This is a genomic window from Enterobacter cloacae complex sp. 2024EL-00711 (genome assembly GCF_047529885.1).
Lineage (GTDB): Bacteria > Pseudomonadota > Gammaproteobacteria > Enterobacterales > Enterobacteriaceae > Enterobacter > Enterobacter ludwigii.
In genome coordinates this window covers 655642-669507 of the sequence record NZ_JBLIZC010000002.1, presented here as the reverse complement: position 1 = coordinate 669507, position 13866 = coordinate 655642, and the positions used below count along the sequence as shown (strand labels likewise).

General features: G+C 55.8%; 10 protein-coding genes. 2 read left to right on the top strand and 8 right to left on the bottom strand.

Annotated elements, in window-relative coordinates; genetic code table 11:
- The 8 genes from tssB to ACMVME_RS09530 all read right to left on the bottom strand — a co-directional run bounded on the left by tssB (position 1) and on the right by ACMVME_RS09530 (position 9634).
- Positions 1-525: a type VI secretion system contractile sheath small subunit gene (tssB, locus tag ACMVME_RS09565; protein WP_008502644.1), complete on the bottom strand. Its 525-nt coding sequence runs from the start codon at positions 523-525 to the stop codon at positions 1-3.
- Positions 526-600: 75 nt separating this feature from the next.
- Positions 601-1617: a type VI secretion system protein TssA gene (tssA, locus tag ACMVME_RS09560; protein WP_020883458.1), complete on the bottom strand. Its 1017-nt coding sequence runs from the start codon at positions 1615-1617 to the stop codon at positions 601-603.
- 11 nt (positions 1618-1628) lie between these two features.
- On the bottom strand, positions 1629-2345 hold the full coding sequence (tagF, locus tag ACMVME_RS09555; protein ID WP_020883457.1) for a type VI secretion system-associated protein TagF: 717 nt from the start codon (positions 2343-2345) through the stop codon (positions 1629-1631).
- Between the two features lie 16 nt (positions 2346-2361).
- Positions 2362-5982 carry a type VI secretion system membrane subunit TssM gene (gene tssM / locus ACMVME_RS09550; protein ID WP_068794715.1) on the bottom strand — a complete coding sequence of 1207 codons (3621 nt, stop codon included), beginning with the start codon at positions 5980-5982 and terminating at the stop codon, positions 2362-2364.
- Between the two features lie 2 nt (positions 5983-5984).
- On the bottom strand, positions 5985-7223 hold the full coding sequence (locus tag ACMVME_RS09545; RefSeq protein WP_014170554.1) for a DotU family type VI secretion system protein: 1239 nt from the start codon (positions 7221-7223) through the stop codon (positions 5985-5987).
- Positions 7224-7240: 17 nt separating this feature from the next.
- Entirely contained in the window at positions 7241-8584 is a 1344-nt protein-coding gene (gene tssK / locus ACMVME_RS09540; RefSeq protein WP_020883454.1) for a type VI secretion system baseplate subunit TssK, read from the bottom strand.
- A 28-nt stretch (positions 8585-8612) separates the two neighbouring features.
- A complete protein-coding gene (tssJ, locus tag ACMVME_RS09535) occupies positions 8613-9116 on the bottom strand; it encodes a type VI secretion system lipoprotein TssJ (protein ID WP_014170556.1) in 504 nt (167 codons plus the stop codon).
- Between the two features lie 23 nt (positions 9117-9139).
- On the bottom strand, positions 9140-9634 hold the full coding sequence (locus tag ACMVME_RS09530; protein ID WP_014170557.1) for a hypothetical protein: 495 nt from the start codon (positions 9632-9634) through the stop codon (positions 9140-9142).
- Positions 9635-10636: 1002 nt separating this feature from the next.
- Here ACMVME_RS09530 and ACMVME_RS09525 point away from each other — a divergent pair.
- A complete protein-coding gene (locus ACMVME_RS09525) occupies positions 10637-12925 on the top strand; it encodes an FdhF/YdeP family oxidoreductase (RefSeq protein WP_068794716.1) in 2289 nt (762 codons plus the stop codon).
- Positions 12926-12948: 23 nt separating this feature from the next.
- A complete protein-coding gene (locus tag ACMVME_RS09520; protein ID WP_068794717.1) occupies positions 12949-13851 on the top strand; it encodes a LysR family transcriptional regulator in 903 nt (300 codons plus the stop codon).
- Positions 13852-13866: the final 15 nt, after the last annotated feature.

Sequence of the window (13866 nt, the reverse complement as noted above, 5' to 3'; positions counted from 1 at the left end):
TTATTCCTCGCTACCTTTCGCGCTTTCGTCATTTTTCGGCAACTGGCTCAGAGATTTGAGCAGCGTCGGATCCTGCAGAATTTTAGCGATCAGCTCTTCCGCGCCGTTTTTGCCATCCATATAGGTCAGCAGGTTGGAGAGTTGAGTACGTGCTTCCAGCAGCTTGTTCAACGGTTCAACCTTGCGGGCTACCGCGTCCGGCAGGAAGTCGTCCATGCTGTCGAAGGTGAGATCAACGTTGAGCTTACCTTCGCCGGTCAGCGTGTTATCCACCTGGAACGCCACGCGAGGTTTCAGCGCTTTCATGCGCTCGTCAAAGTTATCAATGTCGATTTCGAGGAATTTACGCTCATCGACTGCCGGCAGGTTTTCCACCGGTTTGCCGACCAAATCGGCCATGACGCCCATCACAAACGGCAGCTGAATTTTACGTTCTGCACCGTAGATCTCTACGTCGTACTCGATCTGCACGCGGGGGGCACGGTTACGTGCGATGAATTTCTGCCCACTGTTACTCATTGCCATGATGTTCTCCATCAAAGATGCGCGGTGAAGGTGAAACGGCAGGCTCCATGCCTGTCGTCATAATGCCAGGACGCGTTATTCGCGGCGTCCAAAGATGTTTTCCAGTTGGTTAACGCCGTCTGGCGCCAGGTCGCGAATAATGTCCATAAAGTTAAGTTCTGACAGCCGCTGCACCCGTTCAATCATCAACGGTGCGGGGTGGCTCGGTTCGTACTGCGCAAAATACTGTTTGGCTTTCTCCAGCATCAGCTGTGCATCGGCGCGGCTGGTGACCTGCACGCTGCGCCAGTCTGTAACCTGCTGAACGGGTTGTGCGACCGCCGGTTGAGGTTCAGCGCTGAGCTCAGCCTGTGCCTCCCGGTTGGGCAGCAGCTTGCTGATGTCGGTCACCTGACAGGCGCTGGCGACCAGCCCGACGGTTTTCAGCAGCTGTTCCATCTCCGGAACGCCGCTTTCACCAAGATGGCCGGTGAGCAACTCACGAATGGCCAGCAGCCGTTCGTTAATCACTATCACCGCCGACGTGCCCGGCTGATCGCCGCGGGCCAGCTCGTCAATCAGTCTTGGACGGCCACCGGGGTAATCCGGACATTCGGTTTTACTGCCATCCAGCAGTGCCTGAGCGTCGCGAAGTGAAATTTCATCGCCATTTGATCGCAGCAGCGAGGCGTTACGCACGGCGACGGTCAGGTCAGACTTATCACTCAGCCCGGCCAGGGCGTTAATGCGGTAAAACGGGTCGGTTTCGCCATACTCTTCCAGCAGCGGATAGAGCGGCTCCCAGTAACGCGTGATCGCCTCCTGCACCAGTAACAGCCCGTCGGCGTAGCCCGCAAGGCCGCGGCGACGTGTCCATGCATGCGTTAACGCCAGCATGACGCGCAGATCTTTGGTGCGGCTCAGCAGGCTGGTGGCGAATTTTTCCACCGTATTCCAGTCAGCAGGTTCTGCCGGAATGATGGTGTCGCCAAACTGCTGCTCTGCTTTGCCCTGGCTGGCCTGATTCATGAGCTGGAAATCAGCGTCATACTCCAGGTTTTCGCCACAGGGCTTGTCGGGGCTTATTGGCGCGAGAAATTCTTCGATATTCATAAGATCCCTGCTTATTCAAACATGGGCGGATAGAGACCGTGACGGCCCGGACGGGCGCCACCTGCCGGGTCGAACAGCAGCGTAAAGAGCTGCCCGGTGAAGTTGCCGCTGTGAACATGGGTGTAGAGCGGGTAGCCGTCGCAGCGGTTGGTCCACCAGTAGCTGGTCTGGCGAAGCGGGTCAAAGCACTCTGCTGCCTGAGGCCAGCCCAGCGTGCTCTGGCCGTCTTCGTCATAACCAATCACGTCGAGAATATCTGAGCGCTTTTGCGGCTCGACGGGCTGCGGCGCCGGAATGGACATCAGCATGTCATCGAGCTGTGAGGCCGAAAAACTGTTACGTACCGCATGCAGGCCCAGACGGCCAATCTGCTGATACCAGCTTTCAGCCTGACTGAGCAGACGTGATGACCAGTCCGCGGGGGCAAAGCTGAGCTGAATGCAGACCGGATATTGTCGACCAACGCTGTCACGTCCCGGCAGCAGGCAGCCCATCTGAATCATCTGGCTGCCCAGCATCGGCGGTACGACAAAATTCCAGACCGGCGCTTTGTTAAACGGGCGCTCACCGCTGCGCTGCTCTTCCTGCTGCCAGGCCAGCAGGCCGACCTGGAACCAGTGCGACCACTGGCGTTGCAGGGTGTCAGGAAAGCGACGCTGCAAAAAATCTCCGGCGCTGGGCAGTTTGCCATACCAGCTGTAGCGGTTCATCGCAGGGGTATTCGTCATACGGCTGTCCTTGCGGTTATGGGCATGAGAAACGGGGAAGCTGGAACGGGTTACGAATACTGTTTGGCGCAAATTCCAGCGTAACCTGATGTCCGTCTACGTTAAAGGTCGCCTGGCGACTCAGACTTCCCGCCCCGGGGCTGGTACGCGCTTTATCGAAAAAGCGGTTCAGCGCCCAGGAACCGTTCGTCACCAGCGTAGCCGTGCTGCCGTTAGCCAGACCCAGCTGCATACGCACCTGGTTAGTCCCGCCCGGCCCCGGCCAGTTCATGATCTGCACAGCCTGTGGACCGTGGCTGTAGCGCAGCAGTTGACCGTCAACATCCAGCGTCAGGTTAAGGATTGTGTTATCCATTCTGACGGTGCGCACCGTCACTTTGTAAGATGGCGTGGTGGCACCGTTAGCAAAGAAAGCATCGCGAATGGACTGCGCCTGCTGGAACGGTCTCAGGAGCCCTTCACTTCCCGGCAGCGTTTTTCCATCAATGCCCGGCATAAAGCGCCAGTTCGCCTGCGTGGTATCAACTTTATTGGTCAGGTTGTCACGAAAGAAGGTGTCCATCAGCCCGGTGCCTGGCGCAAACATGCGCGCGAGATCGTCCGGTGTGGCCTCCGTACTGGCGCTGCGCACCAGCGGGTAACGGCCAGCGATTGCCTGACGGCAGAAACCACCGACTTCGACGTTAATCCGCTTACGCACGTTTTCGAGGTCGCGACGCTGGGTATCACTGCTGGCCCCCACCGCCATATTGCTGAACATGGTTTGCAGACCGCCCGGCAGACGACCGGCACTGGCCTGCAGACGGCTAATCGCCTCGCCTCCCGGAGCAGGCATGCCGCTGTTGGCCGCGTCCTGAACGGCAGTCAGGTAGCGGTAAAGTTCATCGACCTGCTTGAGAAAATCATCAAAGACGATGGTCTTCCCGCCCTTCTCCAGCGGCTGCGCCAGCTCAATCATTGGAGCATAGTGATCGGTTACCAGCTGTTCAGGTGCCTGAGTGACCACCGCGGCCTGCGTCGGGGCATTGTCATTATTACTGAATAACGCTTCGAGCGTGCGGGTGGCACGGTTGCTTTGCGCTTGCGCTTTACCGGCATCGTCCGGGGCTGGCGCATTACGTGAAAGCGTCAGGACCTGGCTCAGGTTCAGCACCAGACGGCGCAGCGGCGAGTTTGCCCCGGAGAGCAGACGCGCGGTATTGATGCGCTGGGAGAGATCGGCGCTGTTATTAAGCTGAATGTCGGCGAGGAAGCGATCCCAGTTGGCGATAAAGTCGCGCATGTAGAGCTGGCGCACGGCGTTATCGATCTGCTGTTTATCTTCCTGGGCTGAGGTCGCCCCCAGCACCCACGCATCGTCTTCATGCAGGGCAGTGGTGACGCTGTCAATCTGGCCGTTGAAGCTTTTCCAGTAACCGTCCGGGGTATAAAGACCCGGTACGCCTTCACTCACCGGCTTGCCGCTTTTGCGTGAAAACACCAGCTCGCTCTGCGGACCGCCCAGGTCGGAGAGCGACACCGGTTTCAGGTTTTCATCATGCTCCAGCAGACGCTTCAGACGACCATACACCCGGGTGGAAAGTGGCTGCTGGTTGATTAGCGCCCTTTCACGCGCGACCAGGGATTCATCCTGCGCGTACGGCGAGGCCTGAATTTTCGGTTCAAGCAGCTGAGTCAGGTGCCACTCAAGCTGCTGAAGCTGCGCCTGAGTCACGTTCTGCGGCAGGTTACGCTGCAGATTAAGCATTACCCAGGAGTGCAGGAATTTGCCGTCGTAGTGCTTCGGCTGATAGAGCATCTGGTAGGCCTTCAGCGCTTCATAGCTGTATTCCACATCGCTGCCGTTATCGTTGCGCAGCCAGGTGGTGATATGCATCGCCACGGCAGGGAGCAGCATCTGGTCCAGCGCTTTCTGGTACAGAGACTGCGATGCATCGCTGACGTCATCGCCACGATAGAGCCCCATACGGCGTGAGACAGGCGGATCGTTAACATCAAACGCGTCACTTTTCGGCAGATCGACCAGGCCATTCAGCAAGGGCAGAAGGTCAAACAGATCGCGCTGAGGCTGATTCTGCAGCGCCTTGCTCTGCTGATCCAGCAGCGGCACCTTTGCGTCCACCTCTTCCAGATAAGCCTTGTTTCTGGCATAGCTGGTCAGCCACAGTCCACCGAGGATCACCAGTAGGGCCAGCAGCGCCGCATAGCCGGACCAAATGACGGCGCGGTTACGCAGTTCCCACCAGCGGTTTTCCCCGGCGATGCCGGCTTCCTGGAAAATGACGTTTTGCAGCAGGTTCTTGATGAAGAAGCTCTGCCCTTTCGCCCCCGGGATCGGAGCCTCTTTGCTGACGGAATCCCAGCGATTTCCCTCTTCACCTTCCGGCAAGGAGAGCGCACGGTTAAGTTCGCCCATCACCCGGTCAAACGGCATGCCTTCCTGGGTACCACTGGCGAAATAGATCCCGCGCGGGGAGAATTCGGTTTCAAAGTTAGAGCGGGCAAAGACCGTGCTCAGGTAGTCAGCCAGCAGCGGACGCAGTGCGGCAAACTCCTGCGGGAAGAGATATGCTTCCGCGCGCGCTTTTGCGTCATGCTCCTGCAGCAGAGTTTCCGGCAGTCCGGCATCCAGGCGCTGCTGTAAGAGGGAAAATTCCTGCTGGAAGTTACCCATCAGGTCGTAATCAGCGTGTTTGGTTTGCTCCCACGGCAGCGTGAAGCCCCAGATCTGGTCGCGCTGCGCTTTGTCGTAATCGGCAAACCAGGCACGGAAGCCTTTAAGCAGGTCAGCTTTGGTCACCATGACATACACCGGGAAGCGAATACCCAGTTGCTCATGCAGCTCAGAGAGACGCTGGCGCAGGTTGACCGCCTGCTGGCGTGACGCTTCAGGCGAGAGCGTCAGCAGGTCAGAAATGCTGATGGTAATAATCACACCGTTGATCGGCTGGCGACGGCGATACTTACGCAGTAACCCCATAAACTCAAGCCATTCACCGGCGTCCTGAACCTGTTCGCTCTCCTGGGTGGTATAGCGACCCGCGGTGTCCAGCAGTACGGCTTCGTTGGTGAACCACCAGTCGCAGTTACGCGTGCCGCCGATCCCGCGCAGCGCGGTCTTACCGAAACGGTCGGCCAGCGGGAATTGCAGTCCGGAGTTGACCAGCGCCGTGGTTTTACCGCTGCCCGGCGCGCCGATGATGACGTACCACGGCAGTTGATACAGATATTGCGTGCTAAAGCGCTGCGTCCACTGGGCACCCTGTCCCGCTTTGCTGAAGTGCGCTTTTTTCAGCATCTGTGCGGCTTCGTCAAAACGGCTGGCGAGGATCTGCTCCTCGTTGTTCAGTCGCTTCTGCGGATCCGCTGCTTCCGGGCTGGTGGTGTTCTCATTGAGTTTGTCCATCAGCTTGCGGTTCAGCCAGGCATTGTACAGCCGCGGCAGAATGTGGCCCTGCGCCCAGAGCAGATAAACCACCGCAATACTGATGATGCGGTTCTGTTCAGATTCGAGCGGTCGGGTGTCCACGATGGACAACAATGGGCCAATCATCCAGATAACCGCCGCAAGCGCAGTGACGCCCAGGAAGCTCCACAGAATGCGATTGGTCAAAATGGAAAGAAGAGTAGTCAGCATCCTTAGTTTCCTTGCGGCAATCCGTTCAGCTCAGCCTGGGTATTTTCAGGCGACACCAGCAGAGTAATTTCCACCCGGCGGTTACGGGCACGGTTTTCCGGCGTATTGTTAGGTGCCACTGGATTAATCTCGCCGCGGCCTTCCGCTTTCACACGTTCAGGTTGAGAGAGGCTTCCCTGCAGCATTTTCTGAACTGACCGGGCACGTTCCAGCGACAGTTCATAGTTAGAGGCAAAGCGCGCGCTGCGAATTGGCACGTTGTCGCTGTAGCCCACCACCAGAATTTTACCGCTGACGTTATTCATGGCCTGTGCAATACGGTTTATCACCGGCTCATAACGGTCACGTACCACGGTTGAGGCGGAAGCAAACAGGCCGTCCCCTTTCAGGATCACCACGCTACGGTCCGCTTCATCTTTTACCGCAACCAGACCGGCTTCAATTTCCGGCTTCAGGAAACCACGCAGGTTCAGCACCGCAGGCAGCTGGCGGGCAGGTTGCTGGATAGTCGTTTCGGGAAGCTGTGACTGATAAATTTTTGCTAATACCGGGTTGGTACTATCGCCAAGCCGCCAGTTAAGCACGATATAGAACAGGCAGGCGATAAACCCGGCCAGCGCCACACAGGCCCACAGAGGTACCATGGGTCGCCATAGCTTGCGCAGTACCGGACGATCTTCCGGATGCGGAGAGAGCTGTGGCGGGTAACTGCCACGCACGCCGCGAATCATCTGCCACAGCCGTTGCTTGATGGTTTCAAGCTGGGTGCGGCCATTATCCAGCACCCGATAGCGCCCCTCGAAGCCGAGCAGCAGGCAGTAGTTGATCATCTCCAGCAGCAGAATATGTTCGCGCGGGTTTTGCGACAGACGCGCCAGCAGCTGGAAGAACTTTTCGCCGCCCCAGGTTTCGTTATGAAACGTCACCAGCAGACCATTGCTGGACCAGACGCCGCTGCTGCCCCAGGGGGTGAGCGCGGCGGCCTCATCAAGTGCCGTACACAGGCAGTAACGTGCCCCGACGATCACCTCATAGGCCAGACCGGCCTGCTGACAGCGCACTTCGAACCGGCGGATCTCATCGATCAGGCGCTGGCGCAACGCCACCTGATCGTCATGTGATACCGAATGACGGATTTGCGGAATCGCATTGAGCAGCGGATTGGCGGCCGCCACCAGCTGATTGTTGCTACTGGCTCCGGTAAACGCGGCATCACTGCCGGTATCCTGTCGTTCCTGCATATTAAGCGCTCGCTTTATTATTCAGTCGGGCTACGGATGGCCCAAAACTCCATATCAAGTCCCGGGAACTCGCCTGCGAGATGCAGGGCGAAAGCGCCGGACTTATCCATCTCGTGCCACAGTTCGCTCCCCTTCTCCAGCTCGAAGTAGCTGTAGCCTGCATGCCAGGGGATCTGCGGCGGTGCGACCGGCATGGCGCGCAGCATAATGCCAGGCAGTTGCAGCTGAACCAGATCGCGAATTTTCGAGACCGGCGCCACTTTCATCTGGGCAGGGAAATGGGTTTGCAGGTGTTCGCCCGGCACGTTGGCTTTGACCGCCAGCACGAAACCGAACTCACGCACCATGCTGGTTTCCGGCACGGTCGCGATGTTCAGACCGTGAGAACGCTCGTTAAGCGGCAGCTGAATGGCATGGTCTTCCATCACCAGAGACAGCCCCTGACGCAGCAGCATCATCAGTTTGCTGAAGCAACCCGCGAGGTCGTCGTGATCGTAAATCGGCAGCACGCTTTCAGCGGTACGCTGAGACGCCCAGGTAGCGAGCTCGGTCGCAAACGGCAGCCAGCTGCGCCAGAGTGTTTCCGGATGCAGCAGCGGAAGCGTTTTTAAATGTGAAACCTCGCCCAGATGGCGGTTCACCAGTGAGAGCAGCGTGAATTCAATCAGTTCCGAGGTATTAAAGCGGCCAGGCTGGCGCAGACGACCGCCAATTTGCTGGCTGCGCTGCACCAGTAAGCCGTGCAGATCGTTAATCATGCTGTAGATCTGCGGGCTGTTATTGGCGTTCAGCATCGGCGGAATGTAGCTGCTATCGAGACGCACGTGGTTATCGTTGCGTTTCTCGGTCACAAACGCCACGCCGATAGCGGTCCACTCTGCCGTTACATCTTTTTCCAGCATCAGGGTCAGACGCAGGCGGCCAAACTGTACGGTGGCATCGCCTACCGACATGGCGTTGTCGTCTTCCACCTCTTGCTCAAAGGCGATGAAGCGCGCCAGCGAGGCCGGCTCTTCACTGAAGATCACCTCTTCTCTCTCTCCACGGCGAACCGGCAGTGCGAGCACCACCTTTTCATTGGTGAGATTGTCAGGGATTTTCAGCGGCACCGGACCATTGCGGCCGTTGCGCACCTGGAAAAAGGTTCCGTCAGGCAGCAGTCCACTGCAGTAGCTCAGGGCAATGCATCCCTGGCGCAGCATCGCTTCGTCCAGCTCAACGTCGAGAAAGCCCCAAAGGTATGAACGCTGCAGCGCACCCCATTCACGAACGTGGTTGAGCAGATAGCTTTCAGTCCGCTGAAAATGGTGTGGGCGCAGGAACATGCCTTCGGTCCAGACGACCTTTTCTGCTTTCGTCATGATGATGTAATTCCTGTTATGAAGCGCGTTACTGGCTGATGACCCGGATGCCATTCACGTCGAGAAACACGTTGGCCTGGAGTTCATCCGCTGACCATTTCCAGAACTGGTAGATATGGTTTTCGCCTGGCACAGGCAGAGGGAGTGAAACGCGCCATTTTTTGCCATCCAGCATCTGATATTCCGCCATCACACCAATGTAGCGGGCGTCGGGAGAGCTCTGTCCACTCAGGGTTTTCGAGAGCTGACCCGGCATCAGGAAGAAAACATCGCTGTTCAGCAGATTCGCGCCAAGCGTGGCTGACGCGTTGTTCTGCAGGGAATAGAAGTCGCTGGACATGAAATCCGCATCGGATTTCAGCAACAGCACTCTGACTTTTAGCGGCGCAGATTCATTGATTTGTGGATGAGCCTGAAACTGCAGATTGTAGCGGGAAGGGTCGCTGTGTGAAGACGACGTACAACCACTGACAAGGGCGAAAATCGCCGCGTAAAAGACGGACCACAACCAATGAAAATTTTTATTATTCATAAAAATACGCTCAGGGACGCGGTTTAGTTCAGGATCCAGGTACCGTTAGCGCTGTCTTTGCAGGCTTTGCTGTTACCGTCCACATCAACACAGGTTGCCTTCTTACGCACTTTCGCACGCTGGGCCTGCTTACGGACCGTCGCTTCGTACTGATCGGCTTTGATCACTGCGCGCATCGGGACGTAGCCAATCAGCTGATCATTTCCCTCATCGGCAAGCGCCATCCAGTAGTGCTCAACCTGACCCAGGACCACATACGTTTTACCGGTTTCCAGGGTACGGATAACCTTTCCGCCGAAGTCAGGACGGCTCATCAGCGAGGCCGGATACATGGCACGATACGGCTCATTGAGCTGAGTAAACTCTGCTGGAGGTAAAACAGCATGACGATGGGTTAACGTGACGCCATTGACCTGGCTGGTCACGATCGTGTCGTCGTTGATCACAGGTTTCTGCGGCGCTTTACAGCCCGCCACCGCCATTACAAACAGAAGTGAAAACAGTACGCGCATTTTCATATGCTTTTCCGTAGCGATATTTCGATGATGGAGATAAAGGGGATGAAGTTTGACTTAGGTGCTATTGTTAAAATAGTCAGTATATTTTCGGGGCGTTACTATTTAAGGGCATAGCTACCGCACGAGCCCTTCAGAATAAGGCCCAGCGTCTTCCTGACATATTTTGACAAACGGTAAGCAAGTTTACATGAGCTTGCCACCAATTCAATATTTACCGCTTCATAACTGATGGTTAATGAAGCACTCGAGACATTATAGGATTAATCTGAGAAAAAAATACGATTTAGCTAAAATCGTCTATTCCCCTCAAGCCAAAATCACATATCCATCTGATTTAAAATGAAATTCCACAAAAGAGAATCACTTTCATTAACGCAATAACCCTATTACTGCTACTACCATAATTAGTAGAATCTGGCTTTATGCGGGGCGAAGAAAATATATCCAATATGAATTATTTGTTGCATTATCGAGATAACTTTCAATTTCAGACAGACCTGTCTCAATATATGAAATTGTTTCAGGGAAACTGAGAAAAGTTAATTTTACACCTCAAAATAAGTTTGTCTTTTAATCTCCCTTTCGGATTTAATCTGGTAATTTTCCGCTATTAACAATTAAGCACAGCTACATATTCCTGGTTAAAGCGACGATTAATTTGCACCGATTCCTCCTGCCTGCAGGGGTCTTAGTCGCCCTGCCCTTCAGCCACCTTCATCTGAAATTTAACGCTGACTTCATCATCGCTTCGCTTTCGCCATAGCGCAGAGTGAACAGGTGATAGATAAGATTTATTATAAAAATGATAAAATTTCGTTATAATTTCTTTAAATGTTTACGCCGATTAGCTTGTAAGCCACTGTAAAATATAGCCATTAAATTCAATGCATTTAACTTTGCTCTGGCCTCTGGTAACAGACGCCATCATTGTTTTCGCTTATTGGCAAACCCGGTGGTTTATGGGCGCAGGTGATGTCATGACCGCACAAGTCAGGAGTTGGTATGAATAAGAAAAGACGCTCAGTTCCCGGTATCAGGCACTATGACGGCCCAGCCGGTGGCTGGGGGGCGTTAAAGGCGACGGCCATTGCGGTACGTACCCAAATGGATACGCTGGATGCCCCCGCAACTCTGCTGCGCACAAACCAGCCTGACGGTTTTGACTGCCCTGGCTGTGCGTGGCCCGATAAAGAACACAAATCCACGTTCCAGTTCTGTGAGAACGGGGCGAAAGCCGTCACCTGGGAAGCCACCAATAAACGCGTCACCACGGATTTTCTCGCCAAAAACAGCGTGTCCTCGCTGCTGGCGAAATCTGACTTTGAGCTGGAAGGTTACGGTCGTCTCACCCATCCTCTACGCTATGACCGGGCAAGTGATACCTTCCAGCCAGTGGAATGGGACGACGCTTTCCAGCGTATCGGTGAGGTGCTGCGCGGTCTTGAACCTGACCAGGTCGAATTTTATACCTCCGGCAGAGCCTCGAACGAAGCAGCGTATCTGTTCCAGCTGTTCGCCCGCGAGTACGGTACCAATAACTTCCCCGACTGCTCGAATATGTGCCATGAAGCCACCAGCGTCGGTTTACCCCGTTCCATTGGTATCGGGAAAGGGACCGTCTCACTTGATGACTTCGATAAAACGGAGCTGGTTATCTCCATTGGTCATAACCCTGGGACCAACCATCCGCGGATGATGGGCACGCTGCATGAGCTGGCTCGCCGCAACGTACCGATTATCGTTTTTAATCCCCTGCGCGAGCGCGCGCTGGAACGTTTCGCGGATCCGCAAAGCGTTATTGAGATGGCAACCTACAGCTCTACCGATATCGCCTCCACCTATTTCCAGGTGAAAGCCGGGGGCGATGCCGCTGCGTTAAAAGGGATCGCAAAACACCTGCTGGAGATGGAGAACGAACGCGGAAACGTGCTCGATCGCGCCTTTATTGCTGAACACACCCAGGGCGTTGAGGCGTTTACTGCGGATATTGCGCAAACCGACTGGGAGGCCATTGAGCGTGAGTCCGGGTTGAGCCGGGCAGCGCTCAAATCCGTGGCCGAGGCCTACGCAAAATCGAATGCCACCATCATCACCTACGGGATGGGCATCACCCAGCATAATAAAGGCACCGCGAATGTCCGCCTGATCGCTGATCTGTTGCTGCTGCGCGGTAACATTGGCAAACCCGGCGCGGGGATATGCCCTCTGCGCGGCCACTCGAACGTTCAGGGTAACCGCACCGTGGGTATAAGCGAGAAACCGACACCGGCATTTCTCAACCGCCTGAAGGAGGTATTCGGTTTTGAGCCCCCTGCCCACCACGGCCATGATGCGGTGCAGGCAACGCAGGCCATGATCGACGGACGTGCAAAAGCGCTGATCTGTCTGGGGGGAAATTTTGCGGTGGCGATGCCCGATCACGAGAACGGTTTTCCGGCAATGAATACGCTGGATCTGAGCGTGCACATCGGTACCAAGCTCAACCGCACCCATTTGCTGGTGGGTAAAAAGACCTTTATTTTGCCGTGCCTCGGTCGTACCGAGCTGGATATCCAGGCCACCGGACGCCAGTCCATTACCGTGGAGGACTCCATGTCGATGGTGCATGCCTCTTCCGGCAAGCTGAAACCCGCCTCTCCGCGCCTGCGCGCTGAGCCGGCCATTGTCGCCGGAATGGCGCAAGCCACCCTGCGGGAGACCCGCGTGGACTGGATGACGCTGGTTGAGGATTATGACCGTATCCGCAACCTGATTGAGCAGACCATTCCGGGCTTCGAGAATTACAATGAACGGATCCGCATTCCCGGTGGTTTTCGCATGCCGCTGCCGCCCACAGAACGTATCTGGCCAACGGCGACGGGCAAAGCGATGTTTTCGGTTTTCGACGGCGTCAATGAGAACGCCAGTGGTGAAGGCGATAATGTGCTGCGCCTGATCACGCTGCGCAGCCACGACCAGTACAACACCACCATTTACGCCCTTGATGACCGCTACCGCGGCGTCTTTGGCCGTCGCGATGTGCTGTTTATGAATGAAGATGATATGGCACAGTCAGGCCTGGAGCATGGCGATCGCGTGGATATCGAAACCGCCCTGCCGGGGAGCGTTCAGCGTCTGGAAGACATTACCGTTGTGGCCTACAGCATTGCGCCGGGTTCCGTCGGAGCCTACTACCCGGAGGCCAACGTACTGGTTCCGCTTGATTATCTGGATAAGGACAGCGGTACGCCGTCTTATAAATCGGTTCCGGTCCGCCTCATCCTGCGTTCGAAAGAGATCCGCGTGCTGTAAGGCTTTCAACGCAGAGAAATACGATGGATATAAAACAGTTAAAGTACTTAATCGCACTCGATCAGACCCGGCATTTTGGTAAAGCAGCCTCGCAGTGCAACATCACCCAGCCGACCCTCTCCATGCGTATTCGCAGCCTGGAAGAGGAGCTGGGGCTGGTGCTGATTACTCGCGGGCAACGTTTTGAAGGCTTTACGCCCGAAGGCGAACGCATTCTGGCATGGGCGCGCGCGGTGCTGGCCGCTCACGACGGCCTGCAGGCCGAAGCCTCGCTGTGCAAAGGGCAAGTGGTGGGTGAATTGCGTCTGGGAATGGTGCCGCTGGCAAGCGTAGATCCGATGATCTTTATCCGCCAGCTGACACAAAAATACCCGGAGCTGACCTACAGCCTCTACTCAATGTCCTCGCAACAAATTGCCGACGGCGTCAGCCGGAATCAGCTTGAACTGGGGATTTGCTACCTGAACAGTATCGACACCCGTCCGTTTGACATTATCCAGCTGCCAAAAACCGAAATGGGTTTGCTGCACGATATCCGCCATTTCCAGCTGGATCAGGAGACGCTGACCTGGCAGGAACTGATGGCATTTCCGCTGGGGTTTCTGACCAAGGGGATGCATTATCGTGAGCATATGGAGGTGAGCTTTAAATCTGCCGGCATTAATCCCGAGTCTGTCTTTGAAAGCGATTCCACTTTCCAGATCATTCAGGCGGTACAAAGCGGCGTGTGCTGTGCCGTGATGCCGCTGAACAACGGGCTGGAGAACCTGAACAACCACTTCCGGATAACCCCAATAGCCGACTCGAACATCGAAGCCCCGATCGGCCTGATCATGCGTCGACAGGCTCCCGTCTCCTCACTGGCACTGCGCTGTTTCACCGACGCGCAGGCGCTTTATCTTGCAGAGAACAACGGCATTGAGTGAGGTCATGTGATAACG